This window comes from Streptomyces cavernicola (assembly GCF_029968035.1).
In the GTDB taxonomy this organism is placed as follows: domain Bacteria; phylum Actinomycetota; class Actinomycetes; order Streptomycetales; family Streptomycetaceae; genus Streptomyces; species Streptomyces cavernicola.
The window spans coordinates 1-23,240 of record NZ_JASCIQ010000038.1 but is presented as its reverse complement, the minus strand read 5'-3'; the positions used below and the strand labels follow the sequence as shown (position 1 = coordinate 23,240).

Genomic DNA, 23,240 nt, shown 5'->3' with positions numbered 1-23,240 from the left:
AGTTCACCTTCACGTCACCCACCGTTGAGACAAGATCACTCAAAGGTTAGGGACCGACCGGAATGGTGCGTGACCATGACCGTCCGCCGCCACTCGAAGCTCCCCCGCCCCCTCAAGACCTCCGCCCTCACGGTGACGGCCCTGGCGGCGGTCGCGTCGTCGGCGGTCGGCTGCGGCGCGCTCCCCGGGTCGTCGGGGGGCTCCGACGAGACCGTCACCGTGATGACCTGGGCGCCCGACAAGACCGAGGCGACCGACATGCCCGGCATGCCCGCGATGGCGCGCGCGTACGCCCGCTGGGTCAACGAGAACGGCGGCCTGAACGGACGCAAGCTCCGGGTCCTCACCTGCAACGACCACAACGACTCGGTGGGCGCCGCGAACTGCGCCCGGCGCGCGGTCAAGGAGAACGTCTCCGCCGTCGTCGGCTCCTACAGCCAGTACGGGCAGGCCTTCCTCTCCCCGCTGGAGGCCGCGGGCATCCCGTACATCGGCGGGTACGGCCTGACCGAGGAGGAGTTCGTCAGCCCCATGTCGTTCCCGGTCAACGGCGGCGTCGTCGCGCTGCTCGCCGGCAACGGGCGGCAGCTGGCCCGGGACTGCTCGCGCGTCTCCCTCGTACGACCGGACACGCTCGCCGGGGACCTGCTGCCCGGCCTGCTCAACTCCGGCCTGGCGCAGGGGCATCGGAAGCCCGCCACGGACATCCTCGCGGCGGAGGACTCCGGCGACTACACGCGGCAGGCCGAGCAGGCGCTGAGCGCCGCGGGCGCCGACCGCTCCGTCGCCACCGCGCTCGGCCGCGAGGGCGCCGCCGAGCAGGCCCGCGAGGGCTGTGTGACGGCCGCGCTCGGCGACCGCACGGACAGCTTCTTCGACTCGTTCCGGCGCACCCAGGAGGACCACCAGAAGGTGCGGATCTCCTCGGTCCTCGGCAGCGTCGACCAGACCTCGGTGGACCGCACGGGCGGCGCGTCAGGCCCGTACGAGGGCGCGTACGTGACGAGTTGGTACCCGGCGGCGGACGACCCGCGCTGGGAGCCGATGCGCAAGGTGATCCGCGAAGAGGCCTTCGGGGACCACCGGATCGACCCGGCGAACGCCGGAGTGCAGACGACGTGGATCGCGTACACCGTGTTCCGGCAGGTCGTCGAGTCGCTCGGGGACGGCGAGGTGACCGCGCGGACGGTGGCGCGGGCGCTCGACGACGGGGTGCGCGCCGAGACGGGCGGGCTCACGCCGACGCTCAGCTGGCGCTTCGAGGACACCGTGGCGGCGAGTGAGTTCCCGCGCCTGGTCAACGCGAACGTGACGTACCAAGTGGTGCGCGACGGGCGTCTTGTGGCGGCCCGCAAGTCCGCGGTGGACGTGTCGCGGACGCTGGAAGAGGCCTCCTGATCTGCCGGGAGGGAGGCCTCCTGAGCCGTCAGGGCCGGGCGGTCACAGCTGGATCCAACTGTGCTTCGTCAGGCCGTACTTGCCGGCGATGCTGTTCCACAGCGGCGCCGCTTCCTTCTTCGCGGCGGTGGCCTGGCTGCTGGCGGCGTCGCCCGCGGCGCGCTCCTTGGTGCTGCGGGCCTTGCCCTTGTGGCAGCCCTTCTTGCCCTTCGCGGCGACCTGGTCGGCCCACGCGGCGTAGTGGTTGTCAGCCGAAGCGGACGCCTTCCAGGCCTTGTTGAGGGCCGCGGTCAGGGTCGCGTTCTCGGGCAGCTGGTCGACCTCCAGCTGGGCGAGCCGGGTCACCAGGCCGTTGCGCTGCTTCGCGGCGTCGCGCAGGTCGATGGCGGCCTGGTCGAGGTTGCGGCAGGCCTCGATGCTCTTCACCGAGTTGATGACCGACTCGCGGCTGTCGTTGCTCTCGGCGAGCAACTTGTCGAGCACCACGGCCTGTTCCTCGGCCGGGTCGACGGTCGGGGACGGCTTCTCGGCGGGCTTCGACTCCGCTGCGTTCTTCGGCTCGTCCTTCTTCTCGTCCTCGCCGCCCGTCGCGATCAGCGCGCCCGCGCCGACGCCGAGCACCGCGATGGCCACACCGATCGCGGCGAACAGCGGCACCTTCGAGCCCGTACGACGGTTCGACGGCTGCGGCTGTCCCGCGTACGGCGCCTGCCCCGCGCCCGGACCCGCCGGCGGCTGGTTGAACTGCGGCATCTGCATCTGCTGGGTGGAGTCGGCGCCGCCGCCCGCACCGGCCGGTTCGCTGCGGAAGAGGCTGTCGAACTCGGCGGGCGGCTGCCGGTCGCCGGGCGCGCCCGGCCGGATGCCGTACGGGGCGGCCGCGGGCGCCGGGGGCACCGGCGCGATGTACTGCGTGGCCTCGGAGTCGGGGTTGCCGCCCGCGGCCGGAGGCTGCGGCATGGACTGCCGGCCGAGGAACTGGGTCGCGTCGGCGGCGGGCGCCTCCGGCGGCAGCGCACCGGGAAGCGGAGCGCCCTGCGAACCGCCGTACGAGCCCTGGGAGTTGGACTCGCCGCCGCCCTGGTCGCCCTGGTCGCCCTGCGCGTTCTGCGGTGCGTTCTGCGGTACGGAGGACAGGTACTGCGTCGCCTCGGCGTCGGCGGGCGGCATGGGGGCTCCGCCGGGCGCGACGGGCGGAAGCGGAGCGGCCTGCGGGGGCTGCTGCGGCTGCGGCATCGCGGCGCCGGACTGCGACCGGTGCGGCTCAGGCAACGCGGAGGCGGGCTCGGGCTGCGGCTGGGGTTGCGGCTGGGACTGCTGCTGCGGCTGGGGCTGAGGCTGCGGGGGCAGCGCACCGAGCGGCTGCGCCGGCGGGAGCCCGCCGCCCGAAGCCTCCGGCGCCTGGGGGACCTGCGGGGCCTGCGGGGCCTGCGGGGCCTGCGGCTGCTGTGCGGGCGGCAGGCCAGGGGCCGACTGCTGCGCCGGAATCCCGGGCGCGGGCTGCTGCGGCTGAGGCTGGGGCTGGGGCTGGGGCTGGGGCTGCTGGGGCTGCTGGGGCTCGTACTGCTGCGCGTAGGGCTGCTGGTCCTGCGCGTAGGGCTGCTGGTTCTGCGGCGGGTACGGCTGCTGCTCCTGCGGCGCGTACTGCTGCGGGGCGGCGGGCTGCTGCGGCGGGTACTGGTCGTACGCCTGCGGGGCCTGCGGCTGCTGCGGCATTCCGCCGTACGGGGGCTGCTGCGGGGGCATCCCGTACGCCTGCGGGTCCTGGCCCCAGGCCTGGCCCGGCGCGAAGCCCTCGCCCTGGCCGTACGAGGGCGCGGCCTGCGGGGCGTCCGGGCCCCACGGCTGCCCCCACGGCGTACCGCCCGCGGGCACGGCCTGGTCTCCGTAGGCGCCCGGCACCAGCGGCTCGCCGCCGTCCGCGGGCAGCACGACACCTTCGTGCGCGGGCCGTGCCGCGGGTATCTGCGGCTCCTCGCCCTGTCCGCTCTGCGTCACCGGGACTCCTACTTATGGGGGGACCTACGGAATCGTCGGCTCACGCTACCGGGTCCCGCGAGGCCGCTGCTACGCAGCTCCTCCCCCGCTCCTCCCCCGCGATCCGTTCCGTGACCAGCCGTAACCGGCGGTTCACCGAAGGGACGTGGAATGCCTCACGGGAACGTGGAATGCCTCACGAGACGTGGAACACCTCACGCCGCCCGCTCCTGCAGCCGGGCGCCGAACTCCCGCACCGCCGGCTGCTCGCGGAAGGGGGCGAGCCGGTCCCGGAAGTCCTCCAGGTACTCGGCGCCCCGGTCGGAGCGGAGCGTGCCGAGCAGCTCCATCGCCCGCGTGGCGGTGTGGCAGGCCTGCTCGACCTCGCGCTGCTGCAGCTGGGCCGTGGCCAGGAGGACCAGGCCGATGGCGCGGCGCCGGGCGCGGGACTCGGGGTGGCCGTCGAGGGAGTCCTGGGCGGCGCGCGCGGCGGCCTCCGCGTGGCCGAGGTCACGGTGGCAGTGCGCGAGCTCGTCCGCGAGGTACGCCCCGTCGAAGTGCCGGATCCACACCGGGTCCTCGACCGCCGAGTCGGCCCGCTCCAGGGCGGCCTCCGCCTGGGCCGCCACGGTGTGCGTCGAGCGGGCGTCCCCGAGCAGGGCGTGCCCGCGCGCCTCCGCGGCGTAGAACATCGCCTCGGCCCGCGGCGTGACCCGGCCGCGCGCGCCCTCCTGCGCGGCCCTGGCCAGCTGGGCGATCTCGCGCGGGTTGCCGAGCTGCGCGGCGAGGTGGCTCATGGACGCGGCCAGCACGTACCCGCCGTAGCCGCGGTCGCCGGCGGCCTGGGCCAGGCGCAGGGCCTGGATGTAGTACCGCTGGGCGAGGCCGGGCTGCCCGGTGTCCACCGCCATGTAGCCGGCGAGTTCCGTCAACCGGGCCACGGCGGCGAAGAGTTCACGCCCGACGGCCTCCCGGTAGGCCCCGGCGAGCAGCCCGGACACGACGGAGTTGAGGTAGTGCACGACGACCGGGCGTACGTGTCCGCTGCCGTACTGGTGGTCGAGGTGGACGAGCGACTCGGTCATCGCGCGTACGGCGGCGACGTCGGAGCGGCCCACGCGGGTGCCCGCGGTCCTGGCGACCTGGGCGTCCGCCGCGGAGATCAGCCAGTCCCGGCTGGGCTCGACGAGCGCGGACGCGGCGACGGTCGAACCGGACAGGAAGTCGCGCCGGCCGACGTCGCTGCGCCACAGCTCGCAGACCTGCTCGACGGCGCCGAGCACGGTCGGCGAGAACTGCAGGCCGACGCCGGAGGCCAGGTTCCTGCCGTTGGCCATCCCGATCTCGTCGATCGTGACCGCGCGGCCGAGCTTGCGGCCGATCGCCTCGGCGATGATGCCGGGCGCGCGGCCGCGCGGCTGCTGTCCGCGCAGCCAGCGGGCCACGGAGGTCTTGTCGTACCGGAGATCGAGCCCGTGCTCGGCGCCGCACATGTTCACGCGGCGGGCGAGGCCGGCGTTGGAACAGCCGGCCTCCTGGATGAGCGCCTGCAGCCGTTCGTTGGGCTGTCGCGCGACGAGAGGCCTTGCGGCCATGGCGTACCCCCTGTGTGCGCCGGATGATCCGGAAGATCCGGAAGTTGCGTCCCCGGTGATCGATGCCCATCGGGTCGACGAAAATGCGGAACAATTTCCGGCATAGCGCGACATAGCCGCCGTATGGCTGCCACATGACTGCCGCACTGCCGTACAGCTGTCGTACGCCTGGGACGCCCACCCAGGCCGATACCCAGGCCGCTGCCCCGGCCGGTCGGTCGGCCTCCGGAAACCCCTCTCCTCAAGCGGCTACCCGCCCCCCGCTGCCGATCCGCGTGCGCGCCCCCGGCCATGCACCCGTGCGCCCCATGTGCAGGAACGATGCGCCGGGTCCCGGTACCCGAGCGGCGTCCGAACCGCCCAGGTCAACTCCCCACGAGCGGGCCGCGAACAGGCGGATGGGAAGGCGTAACCCAAGGTGACGGCGGGAGTTGAGCTGGACGTGGAAGAGACCATCGAAGTCGCCCAGACCGCGCAGGTCCCCCAGCAGCGCGGGGAACAGCTGCCCGACACCGCGGTGCGCTACGCGAAAGAGCGGCACTGGGACGTGTTCCCCGGCGCCTGGCTGGAGGCCGAGGGCGGCGTCGAGCAGTGCAGCTGCGGGGACGGTTCCTGCGCCGCGCCCGGCGCCCATCCCGTACGCGAGGACTGGACGGACCAGGCGACCGGCAGCGAGACCGTGGCCCGCCGGCTGTGGGCGAAGCAGCCGAAGGCGTCCATCCTGCTGCCGACGGGGCGCACGTTCGACGCGATCGACGTGCCGGAGACCGCCGGGTTCCTGGCGCTGGCGCGGATGGAGCGGATGGATCTCGCGCTCGGCCCTGTGACGCTCACGCCGGGCCGCCGGATGCAGTTCTTCGTACTGCCCGGCGCCGCGGCGAAGGCCCCCGACCTGGTGCGCAAGCTGGGCTGGCCGCCCGCCTCGCTCGACCTGCGGGTGCTCGCCGAGGGCGACTGGGTGGCGGCGCCGCCGACCCGGGTCGGCGGTCGCGGCGCGGTCCAGTGGGTGCGCCGGCCCACCCCGGCGAACCGTTGGCTGCCGGACACCGAGGAGCTGATCAGCCCGCTGGCGTACGCGTGCGGGCGGGAGCGGCGGCCGTAGAGGTCGCATCCGCACCGTCGTCCGGGGCTGTCTCTCTCCGTATCGTGGCCGCAGACACACCGTGACGAAAGGGCGGAAGACGTGACAGCGGACGCCGTACGTGTACAAGGACTGTGGAAGCGGTTCGGCGAGCAGGTCGCGGTCGCCGGGATCGATCTGGCCCTGCCCGCGGGGAAGTTCATCGGCCTGGTCGGGCCGAACGGCGCGGGCAAGACCACCACGCTGTCCATGATCACCGGGCTGCTCCGGCCGGATCAGGGCAGCGTCGAGGTGGTCGGGCACGACGTGTGGCGCGACCCGGTCGAGGTGAAGGCGCGGATCGGGGTGCTGCCGGAGGGGCTGCGGCTCTTCGAGCGGCTGTCGGGACGTGAACTCCTCGCGTACAGCGGGCGGTTGCGCGGCCTGCCGGGCGACGAGGTGGACCAGCGGGCGGGCCAGCTGCTCGACGTACTGGACCTGAGCGGTGCGCAGCACAAGCTCGTCGTGGACTACTCGACCGGCATGCGCAAGAAGATCGGCCTGGCCGCGGCGCTGCTCCACAACCCCGAAGTGCTGTTCCTGGACGAGCCGTTCGAGGGCGTCGACCCGGTCTCCGCGCAGACCATCCGCGGCGTCCTGGAGCGCTACACCGCGTCCGGCGCGACGGTGGTGTTCTCCTCGCACGTCATGGAGCTGGTGGAGTCGCTGTGCGACTGGGTCGCGGTGATGGCCGCGGGCCGCATCCGGGCGCACGGCCCGCTCGCCGAGGTGCGCGGCGGCGCCCCGTCGCTGCAGAGCGCGTTCCTCGAACTGGTCGGCGCGACCGGCCGGGACGCCGGGGACAGCCTGGACTGGCTGGGCGGCGGCACCCGATGACGACGGCTACGGACGGCACGACCACGGCTGCGGACGCCCCCGGGCCCAGCTCGCCCTTGGTGTCGACCTTCGTACGGCTGAAGCTGGCGCTGCTGCGCAACGGGCTGCGGCAGTCGGCGGGGCGCAGGGCCGCGTATCTCGCCTCCGTCCTCTTCGCCCTGGCCGGCGCCGCACTGCTCCTGCTCGGGCTGCTCGCGCTGCGCGACAGCACGCACGCCGCGACGGTCACGGTGCTCGCGACGGCCGTCCTGGCCGTCGGCTGGGCGGTGATGCCGCTGTTCTTCGCGAGCGGCGACGAGACCCTGGACGCCACTCGCCTGGTGATGCTGCCGCTGCGGCCGCGGCCGCTGGTGCGGGCGCTTCTCGTGACGTCGCTGGTGGGCATCGGGCCGCTGTTCACGCTCTGCTTCGCGGTCGGTTCGGCGGTCGCGGTGGGGCGGGGCGCGGCGGGGCTGCTCACGGGGGTCGTCGCCGTACCGCTCGCGCTGCTGCTCTGCGTGGCGCTCGCGCGGGCGGTCGCCTCGGCGAACATCCGGCTCCTCAGCAGCCGCAAGGGCCGTGATCTGGCGGTGCTGAGCGGCCTGTTGATCGCGGTCGGCGCGCAGGTGGTGAACTTCGGCGCGCAGCGGCTGAGCGCGCCGGGCGGCCTCGCGAAGCTGGATCCGGCGGCGGAGGTGCTGCGCTGGCTCCCGCCGTCGGCGTCGATCGGCGCGGTCGACTCGATGAGCCGCGGCGCGTACGGGACGGGCCTCGCCCAACTCGCGCTGTGCGGCGTGGTGTTGGCCGTGCTCGTGGCGTTCTGGGGGCGCAGCCTGACGCGGCTGATGACGGCGCCGGACGGGTCCACGCTGCAGGCCGCCGAGCCGTCCCGGGACCGGGGTCGGGGTCGGTGGCGGGGCGGGGGCCGGGGTGGCGCGCACGGCTTGTCCCGGCTGCTGCCCCCGGGGCGCACGGGCGCGGTGATGGAGCGCAGCCTGCGGTACATCTGGCGGGACCCGAAGACGAAAGCCGCCTGGGTGACGTCGCTCGCCATCGGCCTGATCGTGCCGCTGTTCAACGCCCTGCAGGGCACCGGCTCGGTCTACATCGCCTGCTTCGCCTCCGGCATGCTCGGCATCCTGATGTACAACCAGTTCGGCCAGGACACGTCGGCGTTCTGGATGGTCGCGATGACGATCTCCTCCGCACCGGACGCGTACGCCGAACTGCGCGCCCGCGCCCTGGCGTTGAGCCTGGTGACCGTGCCGTACGCGGCGTTCGTGGTGGTCGTGACGGTGGGGGTGCTCGGCGACTGGGGCCGGCTCGCCGAGGTCCTCGGGCTGTCCCTCGCGCTGCTCGGGGCGATGCTGGCCACGGGGGCGTGGGCCTCGGCGCGGTTCCCGTACTCGATCCCGCAGGAGGGGTACAAGAACGTCGCTCCCGGGCAGGCGGGGCTCGCCTGGATCTCCGTCTTCGGCGGGATGGTGGGCGCGGCCCTGCTGTGCACGCCGGTGATCGCCCTGTCGATCTGGCTCCATGTGGTGGGTGGGTGGGGGGAGTTGGTGCTGGGGGTGGGGGCGCTGTACGGGTACGGGCTGGTCCTCGCGGGCCTGCGGTTGGCCGCGCCGCGGGTTGCGGATCGGTTGCCGGAGATCCTGTCGGCGGTCAGCCGGGGGTGACGGCGCTCCGCCGCGCCGCTGCTTTCTCCCCTCCCCGCCCCTTCCCGAAAGCTTGCAGCAGCTTCGGGGGCTCCGCCCCCGGACCCCCGCTCCGCAAACGCCGGAGGGGCTGGTTTTTCAGGGGCGCGGGGAACTGCGCGAGCGACCACGACGGCGCGGCAGCCGAACAACAAGCGCCGCAGGCTTTCGGGAAGGGGCGGGGAGGGGAAGAGAAAAGGCAGTCAGCCGATGAGGGCTCCGTGGAGGAACGGTTCGATCGCCGTGCGCCAGGCCGTGGGGTGGCCGTAGTGGACGAGGTGACCGGCGTCAGGGACCTCCGCATACGCCCCGTGGGGCAGAACCCGCACCATCTCCTGAGCCTCGGCACGCCCCAACTCCCCGTCCAGCCCCCGAACCACGAGCGCCGGGCACTGGACCTGTGCGAGCTCCTCCCAGTGCGCATCGGTCACCCAGGTCGCCCGGGAGGTGAGCATCTGGGCCGGGTCGAAGACGGGCCGCCAGCCGTCCTCGGAGCGGGCCATCACCTCGGCGTAGAACGCCCCGCGGGCCGGGTCCGGGCGCTCCACCCAGGGGTCGTCCTCGCCGAACCAGCGGCGGACGTCGTCGAGCGTCGCGAACGGCACGGGCCAGGTCCTGAACCAGTCGGTCCACTCGCGCTGCGAGGCCGCGCCGAGCGCGGAGGCCCGCATGTCGCAGATGATCAGCCCGCGCACCAGGTCGGGCCTGCGCGCCGCCAACTGCCAGGCGGTGAGGGCGCCCATGGAGTGCCCGACGAGGACCGCGGGGGCCAGGCCCAGCTGGACGAGGGCGGCCTCGGCGTCCTCGACGTAGGCCTCCCGCGTGTACGGCCCGGCGGGCTTGTCGCTGTCGCCGTGGCCGCGCTGGTCGAGGGCGACCGTGCGGTGGCGCTCGGCGAGCCAGGCTGCGGTGCCCGCCCAGTGCGTGGCTCGGCCCATCAGGCCGTGCAGCAACAGCACGCCCGGCCCCTCGGCCTCCTGGGTCTTGGGAGGCTCTCCGAACTCCCAGGCGGCGAGGCCTGTGCCTCCCGCCCCGATCACGTCGATGCGCCGCATCTTCCTGGCACCCCCTTTGACGGGCCCGAGTTCCCTTGAGTCGCCCCGTACGCCGCTTTCACGCCGTACGAGCCACGTTATCGAACCCCCATTCGAGAATAGGGGTCCTGACAGCAACACCCCTCGTTCGAGTGACCGCACTCAAGGATTGACGCGTGCAGCCGAGGGGAGATCTTCAGCGGGAGGCGGGCCGCTCGGGGAAAACGGTCCGACGGGATTGACCTTGAGAGCTCGGGGCTCCAGGTCAGCACAGGGGAGGAAGGGCCCCGGCGCTTCACGGCGCCGGGGCTCACCCGTTCCGTACGGCCCATCGCCCTGCCCCTCCCCGAACCGGTGGAGCCCCGCTCGTACGCCCGTCGCGGCGCCGAACCAAAAGCCTCACGGGACAGGCTTGCACGCAAAACGCCCGGCCGCTCCGATTCCGCACGTGAATCTCGGAATCGTAGCCCCAAGCCCCGCCGTCCGTACGGCAGTTGACACAGCTCTGCCCGCCGGGCGGAACCCGACGGGCAGGGATGAGAAAGCGCGACCGACTAGCGCTTGGCCACGAACACGTGCGAGGCGATGTCCGCCTCCAGCTCGGCGGCCTCGCCGCTGCTGCCGACCAGGACTCCGCCCGGCGACTGCGTCACGCTCACCACGGCGCCCGGCTGCACACCGGCCCGCCGCAGCGTGTACATCAACTGCGCGTCCGTCTGGATCGGCTCCCCGATGCGGCGCACGACGACCGTCTTGCCGTCGCCCCCCGCCTCCAGGTCGGCCAGGCTGACCATGCCCTCGTCGAGGAAGGGATCGGCCTCGGCCTTCTCGCCCAGCTCCTCAAGACCCGGGATCGGGTTGCCGTACGGCGACTCGGTGGGGTGCCTGAGCAGTTCGAGGACGCGGCGCTCCACGGCCTCGCTCATCACGTGCTCCCAGCGGCAGGCCTCGGCGTGCACCTGCTCCCACTCCAGGCCGATCACGTCGACGAGCAGGCACTCGGCGAGCCGGTGCTTGCGCATCACGCGGGTGGCCAGGCGACGGCCCTCGTCGGTGAGCTCCAGGTGCCGGTCGCTGGCGACGGACACCAGTCCGTCGCGCTCCATGCGCGCCACCGTCTGGCTGACCGTCGGGCCGCTCTGGTCGAGCCGCTCGGCGATCCGGGCGCGCATGGGGACCACACCTTCCTCCTCGAGCTCGAGGATGGTGCGGAGATACATCTCCGTCGTATCGATCAGTCCGGACATACGTGCCCCTCATGCTGTGACAGAAAAGAGAGCTGCGGACGTGCGCTCCGCAGCGTCCTGCGCTGGCCCTGCATCAATTCTGACGCATAGCGCCGACAACCGTGCCGTGCCGGGGGATACGGGGCCGGGGGCCGTATTGACAGGGCACTGGTCCAGACCGCAACGTGATCCGCGGCAGGCATCCATGCCGCCCTTGTCAGGCACCTTCCCGGGAGAGGCCCTCGGCGATGAGCCCCACGAGCGACGGCGGCGAGAACAAGCTGGCCGGAGAGTACTTCGACGCGGCGATCGGGCTCCTGGAGCGGGCGCGGGACGAGGAGGGCGCGGCGATCGCCGCCGCGGCCACCGCGATCGCGGACACCGTCGAGTCGGGCGGCCGGCTGTTCGCCTTCGGCGCGGGGCACTCCTCGCTCGCCGCGCAGGACGTGGTGTACCGCGCGGGCGGTCTGGCCCTGATGAACCTGCTCGCGGTGCCCGGCGTCGTCGGCGTGGACGTCATGCCCGCCACGCTCGGCTCGGCCCTTGAGCGGGTCGACGGTCTCGCGGCGGCCGTGCTCGACACCAGCCCGGCCCGGCCCGGCGACGTACTGGTGATCATCTCGCTGTCGGGGCGGAACGCGCTGCCGGTCGAGATGGCGATGAACGCCCGCGCGCTCGGTCTGAAGGTGATCGGCGTGACCTCGGTGGTGTACGCGTCCGAGACCCGCTCGCGGCATGTGTCGGGGAGCTTCCTGAAGGACCACTGCGACGTGGTGCTCGACAGCAAGATCGCGGTCGGGGACGCGGAGTTGACCGCGCCGGGTGTGGCCGCGCCGTTCGGGCCGGCGTCGAGCGTGGTCACGAACGCACTGCTGCAGGCCACGATGGCGGCCGCGGCGGGCGAGCTCGCGGCCCGCGGCTTCGACCCGCCGATGCTGCGCTCGGGCAACGTGGACGGCGGGCACGAGTGGAACGGCCGGGTCTTCGAGGAGTACGGGGACCGGATCTTCTACCGACGCTGAGGCGCACCGGGAGACCGGGGGACGGGTGGGACCGGCAGGACCGGGGGCGGTGCACCCCGGGAGGCCCTCGGATTTTTGATGTCACTGTGAGACATCAATTTTCTCGCCCCACCGTCTGCGCCAGGTCGAGGGCGCAGGCGACCCGGGCCGCGACGCTCTCCGCGTACGCGGCGTCGGAGCGCTCGAACGGGGTGCGGCCGGCCGAGCGCAGGAACGTGACCACGCCGAGCGTCACGCCCCGGCTGCGCAGCACCGCGCACAGGGCGTGCACCGAGTCCTCCGGCCACTGCCGTGCCCGCGCCCACTCCCCGGCCGCCGCGCCGCTGCTCGCGCTCGCGCGCACCGATCCCGTACGGGCCACGCACTGCAGCGCCGGATGGCCCTCCGCGTACCGCAGCGGGAGCCAGGACCGGTCGCCCGGCGCCACCGGGCCCGGCGCCTCGGCCGGGGTGGCGGCGGCCCTGACCAGGCGCGGCGGGTCCAGCTGAGGAACGCCGTCGCTCAGGTCGACGACGTCGAGCAGCGCGTGGTCGGCGAATCCGGCGAGGGCGAAGTCCAGGTGGACGCCGGCCGCCTCCATCGGGTCCTCGCACTCGCCCGCGGCCCGCGCCGCGCGCTGCAGCTGGTTGCCGCGGAACCGCAGCTGCGCGGCCTCCTGCTCGGCGAGCTTGGCCTCGGTGACGTCCTGGAAGAGCCAGCCCACGCCCAGCGGCACGGGCTCCTCGGCGAGCGGTGAGGCGAGGCGCAGGAAGCCGCTGCGCCAGCAGCGCCGCCGCTCGCCCTCGGTGCTGTCCGCGCCGCGCACCGACACCCACAGTTCGGCAGGCGCGGGCGGCGCGCCCTCGGCGAGTACGTGGGTGAGGGCGCTCTGCAGCTCCTCGACGCCCTGGCTGAGGAGCTCGCCGAGGGGGCGGCCGAGGAGCGCGGTGCGGTTGGTGCCGAGAAGGCGGGCCGCGTACGCGTTGACGACGGCGGGGCGCAGGTCGGCGTCGATCAGGACGACGCCCCAGGAGGCGTCCTCGAAGAGGGCCTCGCTGAGGGCGATGGAGCGTTCCAGGTCGATCTGGGTGTGGACCTCGCTGAACGCGCAGTACACGCCCGCCGGTTCGCCGTCCGGACCGCGCACGGCGGCGGACTGGGTGCGCACGAGCACCCGGCGGCCGTCCTTGGTGAGCAGCGCGAACTCGTGGACCTGGCGGCCGGGCGCGGACATCGCGGAGAGCAGCCGCTCCTCGACCTCGGCGGCGTCGGCGGTGCGCACGGCCCAGCCGGCGAAGCCCTGGCGGCCGACGGCCTCGTCGGCGGTCCAGCCGAGGATGCGCTCGGCCTCGCGGTTCCAGTGCGTGATCGATCCGTCGGCGTCGAGGGCGCAGAGTGCCGCGTCCATGCCGTCGAGGAGCGCCGCGAGCAGGTCGTCGGACGCGGGGCCTTCGCGCCCGGCGGCCGTGTTGTCCGCGCCGTCGGCGTTGTCGGCTGCGTCGGTCGTTCCACTGTGCCGGGAAGCACTCACCTGGCCACCCCCTGCAGGACGAGTGAGCCTTGCGGCATGCACCGCGCATGCAGTGCACAAGGATCATTCAACTCGAACGTGACGCACCCCACACCAAGTTCCGGGAAAAAATTGGGTTGTGAGGGCCGGGGCGGGTTCCTACGCTGGAAGCACTTCGGAAAGGAGGTGGTTCGGCAGATGTATGCAAACCGGACAGGAGAGGTGACTGCGGGCTAGCGGCCCGTTGTCGCACTCAGTGCGGTGCCGGACCCGCGTGCGCTTGAGCGCGCAGCCGGCCAATCCAACGCAGTCACCCGATCCGCGGGCCGCCGGTATTGTCCGGCCGGCTTCCCGCCGCCCAGCGCGGCGGGAACCATGGCCCGCGGATCGTCTGCGTTCAAGGACCGTACGGCGAGGCTGTCAGGCCGCGGTCCCCCCGAAGCCCTCGATCGACTGCGGCGTGCGCGCGCTCGGGCCGACATAGCGGGCCGAGGGGCGGACGAGGCGGCCGGTGCGCTTCTGCTCCAGGATGTGCGCCGACCAGCCCGCGGTGCGGGCGCAGGTGAACATCGACGTGAACATGTGCGCCGGGACCTCGGCGAAGTCCAGCATGATCGCCGCCCAGAACTCCACGTTCGTCGCCAGGACCCGGTCGGGGCGGCGCTCGTGCAGCTCCTCAAGGGCCGCCTTCTCCAGGGCCTCCGCGACCTCGAAGCGCGGCGCCCCGAGCTCCTTGGCCGTACGGCGCAGGACGCGGGCGCGCGGGTCCTCGGCGCGGTAGACGCGGTGGCCGAAGCCCATCAGACGCTCGCCCTTGTCGAGGGCGTTCTTCACATACGCCTTGGCGTCGCCGGTGCGCTCGATCTCCTCGATCATGCCGAGGACGCGGGACGGGGCGCCGCCGTGCAGCGGGCCCGACATGGCGCCGACCGCGCCCGAGAGGGCGGCCGCCACGTCGGCGCCGGTCGAGGCGATGACGCGGGCGGTGAACGTCGAGGCGTTCATGCCGTGCTCGGCGGCGGAGGTCCAGTAGGCGTCGACGGCCTTGACGTGCTTGGGGTCCGGCTCGCCGCGCCAGCGGATCATGAACCGCTCGACGACGCTGGACGCCTTGTCGATCTCGCGCTGCGGCACCATCGCCTTGCCCTGGCCGCGCGCCGACTGGGCGACGTACGACAGGGCCATCACGGCGGCGCGGGCGAGGTCGTCGCGGGCCTGGGCGGCGTCGATGTCGAGCAGCGGTTTCAGGCCCCAGACCGGGGCGAGCATGGCGAGCGCGGACTGCACGTCGACGCGGATGTCGCCGGAGTGCACCGGGATGGGGAACGGCTCGGCGGGCGGCAGACCGGGGTTGAAGGCGCCGTCGACCAGGAGGCCCCACACGTTGCCGAAGGAGACATGGCCGACGAGGTCCTCGATGTCGACGCCGCGGTAGCGGAGCGAGCCTCCTTCCTTGTCGGGTTCGGCGATCTCCGTCTCGAACGCGACGACTCCTTCAAGGCCGGGTACGAAGTCGGACATCAGGCGGCTCCTCTTGAGGTGGGCGTGCGGGGCGGGGTGCGGTGCTGCGGCTGCGGCTGCGGCTGCGGCTGCGGCTGCGTGCGCTGACGACGACGCTGCTTCCAAGGTGCTGTTTCGGGGTGCTGATTTCGGGGGTGCTGATTGCTGCTCGCGGGTGCTGCTTCGGAGGGTCTGCGGGTCCTGTCCGGTTCCGCGGTCCGTCTCTGGGACTCGCGTTCCGGGTCGGTCGTCCCGGTGTGATGCCCCGTGCGGCCGGTGGTCACCCGGCCGACTCGGGCGGTCCTCGGACGATAACCCCTGGTGCGGCTTTTGGGGAGCCCTCAGTGCCACTTCGAGTGAGCCCAACTGGCACTCAGTGCCACCAGCGGGTGGGTGAACTCCCGTACGCGTACGGCAGGATGAGCCGCGTGAACGCTTCCGACCCCGTGCCGCCGCCCGAGCCCGCGGCGATGCGCCGCCACTACCGCGCCGAGGGCATCACCCCCGACGCTCTCGCGGCCGACCCGATGACGCAGTTCGCCCGCTGGTTCCACGACGCCGCGCGGGCCGAGGAGCAGGGCGCCCTGTACGAGCCGAACGCGATGGTCGTCGCCACCGCCGACGCCGAGGGCCGGCCCAGTACGCGCACGGTCCTGCTGAAGGCGTACGACGACCGCGGCTTCGTCTTCTTCACCAACTACGAGTCCCGCAAGGCCCGCGACCTCACGGCACAGCCGTACGTCTCGCTGCTCTTCCCCTGGCATCCGATGGCGCGGCAGGTGATCGTCACGGGCTCGGCGCTGCGCACCGGGCGGGACGAGACGGCGGCGTACTTCCGCACCCGGCCGCACGGCTCGCAGCTCGGGGCGTGGGCGAGCCCGCAGTCGACGGTGATCGGCTCGCGCGCTGAACTCGACACGGCGTACGCGGAGTTGGAGCGGCGCTACCCGGAGGGCGAGCAGGTTCCGGTGCCCCCGCACTGGGGTGGCTTCCGCGTGGTCCCGCAGAGCGTGGAGTTCTGGCAGGGCCGCGAGAACCGGCTGCACGACCGCTTGCGGTACGTACGGGAGCCGGGCTCGGACGGCTGGCGGCTGGAGCGCCTGGCGCCGTAGACCGCCTGGAACCGTGGACACGGACCACCGACACCGAACACCGATCACCGAGGAGGGCGCGTGCGGTTCGCGCTTGAGGCATTCTTCGCCGACGTGCCCGCCGAGCAGGTCGACGAAGCCCGGGAGTTCTACGCGGCGAGGGCGGCGGGCCGTGGCCCCGCCTCGCGGGCGGAGCTCATGGAGGTGCGGGCGCAGCGGCCTGCTCCGCGCCCCGCCGACCCGCCGGCCGTGGCGGAGACCGTCGAAGCCGCGGGGGTGCGCGTCCCCGTCCGGATCCTCACCCCGGCCGGGGGTCCGCCGCGGGGCGTCCACCTGGACGTGCACGGCGGCGGCTTCTACATGGACTCGGCGGCGCACCGGGACGTACGCAACCGCGAGCTCGCCGACGCCCTGCAGGCGGCCGTCGTCAGCGTCGACTACCGGCTCGCCCCCGAGCACCCCTGGCCGGCCGCGCCCGACGACTGCGAGGCGGCGGCGCTCTGGCTCGTCGAGGAGGCCGAGGCCCGCTTCGGCACGTCCCGGCTCACGATCGGCGGGACCTCCGCGGGCGCCACGCTCGCCTTCGCCACCCTGCTCCGGCTGCGCGACAGGGACGCCGTCGACCGGTTCACGGGCGCCGCGCTGGAGTTCGGCACGTACGACCTGAGCGCGCGGACCCCGGCCGGTCGCCGCATCGCGGACGAGTACTTCCTGCAGGCGTACGTCGGCCACGCCGAGGACCGCACCGTCCCCGACATCTCGCCCCTCTACGGCGTCCTCGACGGGCTCCCGCCGGCCCTGCTGACCGTCGGCGGCGCGGATGTGCTCCTGGAGGACAACCTGGCGCTCGCGGGCCGGTTGTCGGCGGCCGGCAACGACGTCGACCTGCGGGTCTACCCCGAGGCGCCGCACGGCTTCACGGCCCACCCCACGGCACTGGCCAGGACGGCGCTCGGCGACGCCGAGGCCTGGCTGCGCGACCGGATCGCGCCGGGCGCCCAGCAGTAGAGACGGCCCGTCAGTCCCCCAGCGCCCCGTCCAGCAGGCCCGCCCACTGCTCGACGACCCGCTCGCGCCGGGCCCGGTCGTCGGTGAGGACGTTGGCGAGGCCGAGGCCGCGGGCCATGTCGAGGAAGCCCTGCACCGTCTCGCGCACGCCGGGCACGGACTCGTCCGCCCGCAGCAGCTCCACCGCGATCCGGTGCGTCTCGCGGCCGACCCGCGCCTCCAGCTCGGTGACCCGCGCGTGCAGCTGCTCCTCGTGCGAGGCGGCCACCCACAGGTGCAGGGCGGCGCGGAACAGCGGCCCGGTGTAGAGGTCGACGAGCGCCGCCACGACCGACCTGCGGTCCTGCGCGGGCAGCTCCCGCAGCGCGCTGGACCGCTGCTCGGCGACGTACTCGACGGCCGCCGTGAACAGGTCCTCGCGGGTCGGGAAGTGGTGCTGGGCCGCGCCCCGGGAGACTCCGGCGCGCTCGGCGACGACCGTGACCGTGGAGCCCGTCCAGCCGTGCTCGGCGAGGCAGGCCACCGCGGCCTCCAGGAGTTTCTGGCGGGTGGCTCGACTGCGGTCCTGCTTGGGGTAGCGGTCCGATCGAGCCGTGGCGCTCACAACACCCATGCAGGATCCCGTCGTTCGAAGAATGCCGTCATTCCTTCCCGCGCCTCCTTGGACGCGAACAGCGAGGCAGAACGCTGTACGAAGTCCTCCGCGTCGCGGTCGAAGGTCTCCAGGACTCTAGCCGTGGCCAGGGCCTTCGCTTCCGCGAGCCCCTGCGGAGAGCCCTTGCGGAGTGCCCCGAGAACGCTCGCGAGGGCCTCGTCGACGTCCTCGGCCGCCTCCGTGACGAGCCCCATCTCCGCCGCCCGCGCCGCGTCGAACCGCTCGCCCGTGAGGTAGTAGCGGGCGGCGGCGCGCGGCTCCAGGCGGGGCAGCAGCGGCAGCGAGATCACCGCGGGCGCGACGCCGAGCCGCACCTCGGTGAACGCGAAGTCCGAGCCGGCGGAGGCCAGGGCGATGTCGCACGCCCCCACGAGCCCGAGCCCGCCGGCCCGCACATGCCCGTCGATCCGCGCCACGACCGGTTTGGGCAGCTCCACCAGCTGCCGGAGCAGCGCCACGAAGCCGTACGGGTTCGGCGGCTCCTTCAGGTCGGCGCCCGCGCTGAACGTGGGGCCGCTGTGGGTGAGCACCACGGCCCGTACGCCCGAGTCCTTGCCGCACTCGGCGAGGGCCTGCGCGAGCCCGTTCACGAGCTGGGCGGAGAGCGCGTTGCGGTTCTCCGGGGCGTCCAGGGTGAGCGTGGTGACGCCGCGGTCTTGGCTCACGGTCAGCTGCTTCATGCGTGGTCCTCGGTTTCCTTCGATGAGTGCGCCTCGCGGTCCGCGGCTCGGCCCGATGCGTGATTCCTTCCCCACCCCGCCCCTTCCCGAAAGTCCTGGCGGACGGCTATGGGGGCTCCGCCCCCGGACCCCCTCCCCCAAGCTCACGGCTGCGCTCGAGCAGGGGGACCCCCATCTCAAACGCCGGAGGGGCTGGATTCAAGTGCCCCGACAGGGGCGCGGCGCTGTGACATTTGCGGCTGCCGCCGCGTGGGCGCGACCAGCCACGACGGCGCGGCAGCCGAAAGGGCGGGCGGGGCCCCGGGGCACAGCCCCGTGGCGGGGGCCTGGGGCGGGGCCTGGGGCGGGGGCCTGGGGCGGCAGTCCCAAGAGCCGTCCGCGTCGATCATGTCGGCGGTGGCCTCCGGGCGGCCGAGGTAGCCCTTCATGACCTGCGGGCCCCGGATGAGGATCTCGCCGCGCTCGCCGGGCCCGAGGTCCCGGCCCGGCTCGTCGAGGGAGACGATGCGCATCTCGGTCCCGGCGATCAGCCTGCCGACGGTGCCGGGCGGCGGCCGCTGCTCGTCGAGCGGTACGAGGTGGGTGCCGGGCGAGAGCTGCGTCATGCCGTACGCCTGGATCACCGCGGGCAGGCCGAGGCGGCCGCGCGCAGGCCGCGGCGAGCTCGGCGTCCAGGGGCGCGGCGGCGCTGAGCACGAGCCGCACGGACGACAGGTCGTACTCGGCCACCTTCGGGTGCTCGGCCAGGGCGAGGACGATCGGCGGGGCCACGTACAGGACGGTGATGCGGTGCTTCTCGATCGCCGCGAGGAACGCGTCCAGGTCGAAGCGGGGCAGCACGACGACGGTCGCGCCGTGCCGCAGCGGGGCGTTGAGCAGCGCGGTGAGGCCGTAGACGTGGAAGAACGGCAGCACCGCGAGGACGCGTTCGCCCGCGCCGATCGGCATGCTCGGGTACAGCTGCGCCAGGTTGGTGGCGATGTTGCGGTGGGTGAGCATGACGCCCTTGGGGACGCCGGTGGTGCCGGAGGAGTACGGGAGGGCGGCGACGTCCTCGGCGGGGTCGATGTCGACGTGCGGTTCGGGGGCGGTGGACGCGGCGAGTTCGAGGACGCCGCGGTGACCGTCCGCCTCGTCGCAGACGAGGATCTCCCGTACGCCGCCCGCGAGTTCGGCCGCCGTGCGGGCCACGTCGAGCAGCGGGGACACGGTGACGATCCAGCTCGCCCCCGAGTCGCGCAGCTGCTTGGCGAACTCCTCCGGCGTGCAGAGGGGGTGCACGGTGGTGACGGCGACGCCGGCGCGGGTCGCGCCGTGGAACACGGCGGGGAACAGGACGGTGTTGGGGCTGTGCAGCGCGAGCACATCGCCCTTGCGCAGGCCCGACTCGGCGAGCCCGGCGGCGATTCTTCTGTGTGCGGCGTTCAGTTGGGCGTACGTGAGGGTGGCGCCGGTGAGGCCGTCCACCAGGGCTTCGGTGTCGCCGTACGTGTGGGCTTCGCCCAGGACGGCGTCGTGGATGGGGAGTTCCAGGGGCGGGACGTCCGGGTGCTCACGGCGGAAGACCATGGTGCGCACTCCCTTGCCTCGGGTGCGGTGCGAGGACCCTGCGGGGCTCAGAGCGTGGCAGCAGACACAGAAACAATCAAGCGTGCTGGTTCAGCTTGGAGTGCGGCTTGGAGTGCGGCTTGGAATTCGGCGTCCGGCGCGGCGGGGAGCGCGCGGACCGTCGCGACACCGGGCGGGCGCCCGCCGCCTGACGCAGCGCAGGACCAAGGCCGCCTGCCGCATGCCGCCTGCCGCATGCCGCATGCCGACCCTGACCATGTGCATGGCATGTCGCACAGCGTTATAGCCTGCTCAGGCTGGTCCGACTAATACGGGGGAGGCGGTACGGATGGCCGGGAAATTGCGCGCGGCACCGTCAGATCTACATGCGGCCGGGAGTGCGGAGAGGACCGTCGCCGACGAGGTGAAGGGCCCGATCGACAAGGCCGTCGCGGACACCAAAGCGGCGGCGGAGTCCCTGGAAGGGTGGGATTTCGGGGCTGAGTTGAAGCAGATCGAAGAGAGCTGGGAGACCGGACTCAACGGCCTGTACCACCGCATGGACACGGGTTCGTTCAATCTGCACGAGACGGCCAGGACCCATGACTGGAACGAAGAGCTGGTCGCCGGCGACTTCGAGGCCTTCGACGGGACGGGCGGCGGCGTGATCGCCTCCGCGCCCGCCTCCGCCGGGCCGGGCGTCCAGACGATGGCGGCACCCGCGGGATCCGGCACGGGGCCGGTACCGGGCGGCCCCGCGCGGCCCGGCATCGACGACTTCATGGACGCCGAGCCGGCGATGCCGACGTACACGCCGGAGGCGGAGGCGCACGGTGTGGCGCGGGATCCGCGTGCGAGCTGGACCGCGGGCGAAATGCTCGACGCGCGGCCCGTCACGCCGACGTACACACCCAGCCCCGAAACCCACGCCGCCCCACGCGACCCCGGCGCCAACTGGACGCCGGAAGAAATGCGCAACGCACAACCCATCACCCCCACATACACACCCAGCCCCGAAACCCACGCCGCCCCACGCGACCCCGGCGCCAACTGGACGCCGGAAGAAATGCGCAACGCACAACCCGTGACGCCGAGCGTCGACCCTGACGCAATCCAGGGCGGTCCCGCGCGCAACGAAGGTCCCACTCCTGACCGCTTCAACGACTTCGGGTGATCGGCTGTGCCCTCTTACTTCAGTCTCCTGTTCAAGCAGGACTTCTCGGACGTCAAGGCCGCCGGCACCTCCTGGGAGAAGCTGTCCCGGAAGATGCACGACGCCTTCGACATGCACCGCACCAAGGTCACGGGCCCGCTGCACGCCAACTGGGAGGGCGACGACGCGGAGAACGCGCTGCGCTTCCTGGAGGACATCGAGACCAGGGTCCAGATCGTGCAGACCGAGGCGATGGCGATCACGAAGGTGATCGACACCACCCGTCAGCGCATGGAGCAGGCGCAGAAGGACCTACGTGCCGTCGTCAACGACGCTGAGGCCCAGCACTTCAGGATCGACGACGATGGCAACGTCCGGCTCCCGAAGCAGTGGGAGGAACCGCAGCCGGACGAGAGCGACGAGACCCGCTACGAGCGCCTGAACAAGGAAGCCCTGCTCCAGGACTACCAGGTGGCGATCAACCGGGCGGTGGACGACGCCCTGCGTGCCAGCGGCGAGGGACAGAAGGCCCTGGCCGAGCTCGACGGCGAGATCCTCGACCACAAGAACAAGCAGATGGCCGCGGAGTCCGCGCGCGACGTGGACAAAGTGATGGACCGGCTGGGCGAGAAGGGGCCGAAGATACCCGACGACCCCAAGGGCGCAGCCGAGTGGTGGAAGGGCCTGGACGCCGACGAGCAACGGGAGTACGCGACGCTCTACCCGGACAGAATCGGCACCACCGACGGTCTGCCCTCCGACGTCCGCGACGACGCCAACCGGATGCGCATGGAGCAGGAGCTCAACGCCCTGCGGCGCACGGACGCCTACGCGGTCCCCGGCAACGACGAGCGCCGGCACAACCTGGAGACCCTCAAGGCGGAGCTCGACAAGCGCGACGGTGCGCCGGAGAACAAGCAGTTGTACCTGCTCAACCACGATGCGGGCGGCGACGGAAAAGCCGTGATCGCCATGGGCAACCCGGACACCGCGGACAACGTAGCGGTCCAGGTCCCGGGCACGTCCACCACGATGGATTCCACCGGCGGCCAGCTGAACCGTATCGGCAAGCTCCAGGACGCGGCGGAGCACGAGGACCCGGGGACGACCACCTCCACGGTGTACTGGCTGGGGTACGACGCCCCGGAGGCGCCCCTCTTGGAGGAGGCGAACACTGAAGTCGCCGCCACCCAACGGGCCGAGGACGGCGCCCAGCCCCTGCGGGACTTCACCCACGGTCTGCGCGCCTCCCACGAGGGCGAGCGGGCGAACCTCACCGTCCTGGGCCACAGCTACGGCAGTACGACCGTCGGGGCCGCGGCGTCCGACGGTGAAGGCCTGGACGCGGACAACATCGTCGCGGTCGGCAGCCCCGGCATGACGGTGGACCGGGCCGACCAACTCAACACGGAGAACGTCTACTTCGGCCAGGCTTCGGACGACGGCATCGGCTGGGCCCAGGGCCTGTCCCTCGGCCGCGGGCCGACCCACCCCGACTGGGGCGGCACCCGCTTCGAGACCGACACCAGCGGCCACAGCGGCTACTGGGACGACAACAGCCGGAGCCTCGCCAACCAGGGGCGGATCATCGCCGGCAAGCCGGTCGAGGAATACGTACCGCCAAGCCAGCGCGACAACCGCTGACCCATGACTGCTGCCCCCACCCCTCCCGAGGCCCATGTTCCGCAAACGTGCCCCCGTGGCTGCCCTGACCCTCCTGTCCGTCCTCCTCACCGGAGCCTGCATGTCCCAGCAAGCGGATGACATCAACAAGCCCCTGCCGCGCAAGAGCCGCGCGGACACCCTGGCCTGGGCCAAGGAGTACACCAAGGCCATGGCTCACTACGGGGAGCTGAAGATCACCGACGATCCCGCCCCCAGGGAGAGCTTCCAGGAGTGCGTCGGCAAGAACGACGAGGTCCCGGAGGACGGGCGATACACCTTGCTCTACTCCGCCTACGCCACGCTCCCGCAGGACCAGCACATCGCCACCATCCGCAAGATCCGCAAGGCGCTCGAAGCACATGGCGTACGCATCACCAGCTTCAGCGAGTTCCCCAAGGAATCCGAGGCCCTCCTGTACGGCAAGAACGACAAGGACGGCAGCTTCATCATCGCGGACTCGGTGAATCCGCCGGGCACCATCCGCCTCTCCGTCTCCACCCCTTGCTTCCTTCCGCCGGGAGCGGAGCAGCAGCAGTTCTGAGCGGCCGCGAGGGCCCGGGTCTCCC

18 protein-coding genes and 1 pseudogene are annotated in these 23,240 nt (G+C 72.7%); 10 read left to right on the top strand and 9 right to left on the bottom strand.

The window, feature by feature from the left end:
• The first annotated feature begins 75 nt into the window (after positions 1–75).
• Positions 76–1,398 carry an ABC transporter substrate-binding protein gene (locus tag QIS96_RS29240; RefSeq protein ID WP_282545795.1) on the top strand — a complete coding sequence of 441 codons (1,323 nt, stop codon included), beginning with the start codon at positions 76–78 and terminating at the stop codon, positions 1,396–1,398.
• A 42-nt stretch (positions 1,399–1,440) separates the two neighbouring features.
• Here the strand turns inward: QIS96_RS29240 and QIS96_RS29235 are convergent, their stop codons facing one another.
• The gene (locus QIS96_RS29235) at positions 1,441–3,396 is read right to left on the bottom strand and encodes a hypothetical protein (protein WP_282545794.1); all 1,956 of its coding nucleotides are present in this window, start codon (positions 3,394–3,396) and stop codon (positions 1,441–1,443) included.
• 194 nt (positions 3,397–3,590) lie between these two features.
• Positions 3,591–4,970 (bottom strand): transcriptional regulator, encoded by a 1,380-nt coding sequence (locus tag QIS96_RS29230; protein WP_282545793.1) that lies wholly within the window; start codon positions 4,968–4,970, stop codon positions 3,591–3,593.
• A gap of 442 nt (positions 4,971–5,412) precedes the next feature.
• Here QIS96_RS29230 and QIS96_RS29225 point away from each other — a divergent pair, with 442 nt between their 5' ends.
• The 3 genes from QIS96_RS29225 (at position 5,413) to QIS96_RS29215 (ending at position 8,585) form a co-directional block, all read left to right on the top strand.
• A complete protein-coding gene (locus QIS96_RS29225) occupies positions 5,413–6,072 on the top strand; it encodes a bifunctional DNA primase/polymerase (RefSeq protein ID WP_282545858.1) in 660 nt (219 codons plus the stop codon).
• 81 nt (positions 6,073–6,153) lie between these two features.
• A complete protein-coding gene (locus tag QIS96_RS29220) occupies positions 6,154–6,927 on the top strand; it encodes an ABC transporter ATP-binding protein (protein ID WP_282545792.1) in 774 nt (257 codons plus the stop codon).
• On the top strand, positions 6,924–8,585 hold the full coding sequence (locus QIS96_RS29215; protein ID WP_282545791.1) for a transporter: 1,662 nt from the start codon (positions 6,924–6,926) through the stop codon (positions 8,583–8,585). The genes QIS96_RS29220 and QIS96_RS29215 overlap by 4 nt, the downstream gene beginning before the upstream one ends.
• A gap of 221 nt (positions 8,586–8,806) precedes the next feature.
• Here QIS96_RS29215 and QIS96_RS29210 read toward each other — a convergent pair whose 3' ends face one another.
• Entirely contained in the window at positions 8,807–9,658 is an 852-nt protein-coding gene (locus QIS96_RS29210) for an alpha/beta fold hydrolase (RefSeq protein WP_282545790.1), read from the bottom strand.
• A gap of 533 nt (positions 9,659–10,191) precedes the next feature.
• The gene (locus QIS96_RS29205) at positions 10,192–10,884 is read right to left on the bottom strand and encodes a metal-dependent transcriptional regulator (protein ID WP_282545789.1); all 693 of its coding nucleotides are present in this window, start codon (positions 10,882–10,884) and stop codon (positions 10,192–10,194) included.
• 227 nt (positions 10,885–11,111) lie between these two features.
• Between QIS96_RS29205 and QIS96_RS29200 the strand changes: the two genes are divergently transcribed.
• Positions 11,112–11,885, top strand: coding sequence for an SIS domain-containing protein (locus QIS96_RS29200; RefSeq protein WP_282545788.1), 774 nt, complete (start codon positions 11,112–11,114; stop codon positions 11,883–11,885).
• Between the two features lie 94 nt (positions 11,886–11,979).
• On the opposite strand, the gene QIS96_RS29195 is transcribed toward QIS96_RS29200, so the two are convergent.
• Together QIS96_RS29195 and QIS96_RS29190 are read right to left on the bottom strand one after the other, a co-directional pair.
• Positions 11,980–13,395, bottom strand: a complete 1,416-nt coding sequence (locus tag QIS96_RS29195; RefSeq protein ID WP_282545787.1) for a PAS domain-containing protein — start codon at positions 13,393–13,395, stop codon at positions 11,980–11,982.
• 399 nt (positions 13,396–13,794) lie between these two features.
• On the bottom strand, positions 13,795–14,895 hold the full coding sequence (locus QIS96_RS29190; RefSeq protein WP_282545786.1) for a citrate synthase 2: 1,101 nt from the start codon (positions 14,893–14,895) through the stop codon (positions 13,795–13,797).
• A 398-nt stretch (positions 14,896–15,293) separates the two neighbouring features.
• Between QIS96_RS29190 and pdxH the strand changes: the two genes are divergently transcribed.
• Both pdxH and QIS96_RS29180 read left to right on the top strand, forming a co-directional pair.
• Positions 15,294–15,986, top strand: coding sequence for a pyridoxamine 5'-phosphate oxidase (gene pdxH / locus QIS96_RS29185; protein ID WP_282545857.1), 693 nt, complete (start codon positions 15,294–15,296; stop codon positions 15,984–15,986).
• Positions 15,987–16,046: 60 nt separating this feature from the next.
• Positions 16,047–16,973, top strand: a complete 927-nt coding sequence (locus tag QIS96_RS29180; RefSeq protein ID WP_282545785.1) for an alpha/beta hydrolase — start codon at positions 16,047–16,049, stop codon at positions 16,971–16,973.
• A gap of 10 nt (positions 16,974–16,983) precedes the next feature.
• Here the strand turns inward: QIS96_RS29180 and QIS96_RS29175 are convergent, their stop codons facing one another.
• The 3 genes and pseudogenes from QIS96_RS29175 to QIS96_RS29165 form a co-directional block, all read right to left on the bottom strand.
• Entirely contained in the window at positions 16,984–17,586 is a 603-nt protein-coding gene (locus tag QIS96_RS29175; RefSeq protein WP_282545784.1) for a TetR/AcrR family transcriptional regulator, read from the bottom strand.
• Entirely contained in the window at positions 17,574–18,308 is a 735-nt protein-coding gene (locus tag QIS96_RS29170) for an enoyl-CoA hydratase family protein (protein WP_282545783.1), read from the bottom strand. Before QIS96_RS29170 ends, QIS96_RS29175 begins: the two co-directional genes overlap by 13 nt.
• 371 nt (positions 18,309–18,679) lie before the next feature.
• A pseudogene (locus QIS96_RS29165) lies at positions 18,680–19,877 on the bottom strand (AMP-binding protein); the annotation flags it as partial.
• A 403-nt stretch (positions 19,878–20,280) separates the two neighbouring features.
• Between QIS96_RS29165 and QIS96_RS29160 the strand changes: the two are divergent.
• The 3 genes from QIS96_RS29160 to QIS96_RS29150 are packed head-to-tail and all read left to right on the top strand — an operon-like array spanning position 20,281 to position 23,215.
• Positions 20,281–21,030, top strand: a complete 750-nt coding sequence (locus QIS96_RS29160) for a hypothetical protein (protein WP_282545782.1) — start codon at positions 20,281–20,283, stop codon at positions 21,028–21,030.
• 6 nt (positions 21,031–21,036) lie between these two features.
• Entirely contained in the window at positions 21,037–22,653 is a 1,617-nt protein-coding gene (locus tag QIS96_RS29155; RefSeq protein WP_282545781.1) for an alpha/beta hydrolase, read from the top strand.
• Between the two features lie 55 nt (positions 22,654–22,708).
• Positions 22,709–23,215 (top strand): SH2 domain-containing protein, encoded by a 507-nt coding sequence (locus tag QIS96_RS29150; protein WP_282545780.1) that lies wholly within the window; start codon positions 22,709–22,711, stop codon positions 23,213–23,215.
• The last annotated feature ends 25 nt before the right edge of the window (positions 23,216–23,240 follow it).

What these genes read in the sequence shown, in the direction of transcription:
- QIS96_RS29240 (WP_282545795.1), top strand. Translation starts at nt 76, where the DNA reads ATGACCGTCCGCCGCCACTCGAAGCTCCCCCGCCCCCTCAAGACCTCC.
- QIS96_RS29230 (WP_282545793.1), bottom strand. Translation starts at nt 4,970, where the DNA reads ATGGCCGCAAGGCCTCTCGTCGCGCGACAGCCCAACGAACGGCTGCAG.
- QIS96_RS29215 (WP_282545791.1), top strand. Translation starts at nt 6,924, where the DNA reads ATGACGACGGCTACGGACGGCACGACCACGGCTGCGGACGCCCCCGGG.
- QIS96_RS29210 (WP_282545790.1), bottom strand. Translation starts at nt 9,658, where the DNA reads ATGCGGCGCATCGACGTGATCGGGGCGGGAGGCACAGGCCTCGCCGCC.
- QIS96_RS29205 (WP_282545789.1), bottom strand. Translation starts at nt 10,884, where the DNA reads ATGTCCGGACTGATCGATACGACGGAGATGTATCTCCGCACCATCCTC.
- QIS96_RS29200 (WP_282545788.1), top strand. Translation starts at nt 11,112, where the DNA reads ATGAGCCCCACGAGCGACGGCGGCGAGAACAAGCTGGCCGGAGAGTAC.
- QIS96_RS29190 (WP_282545786.1), bottom strand. Translation starts at nt 14,895, where the DNA reads ATGTCCGACTTCGTACCCGGCCTTGAAGGAGTCGTCGCGTTCGAGACG.
- pdxH (WP_282545857.1), top strand. Translation starts at nt 15,294, where the DNA reads ATGAGCCGCGTGAACGCTTCCGACCCCGTGCCGCCGCCCGAGCCCGCG.
- QIS96_RS29175 (WP_282545784.1), bottom strand. Translation starts at nt 17,586, where the DNA reads ATGGGTGTTGTGAGCGCCACGGCTCGATCGGACCGCTACCCCAAGCAG.
- QIS96_RS29170 (WP_282545783.1), bottom strand. Translation starts at nt 18,308, where the DNA reads ATGAAGCAGCTGACCGTGAGCCAAGACCGCGGCGTCACCACGCTCACC.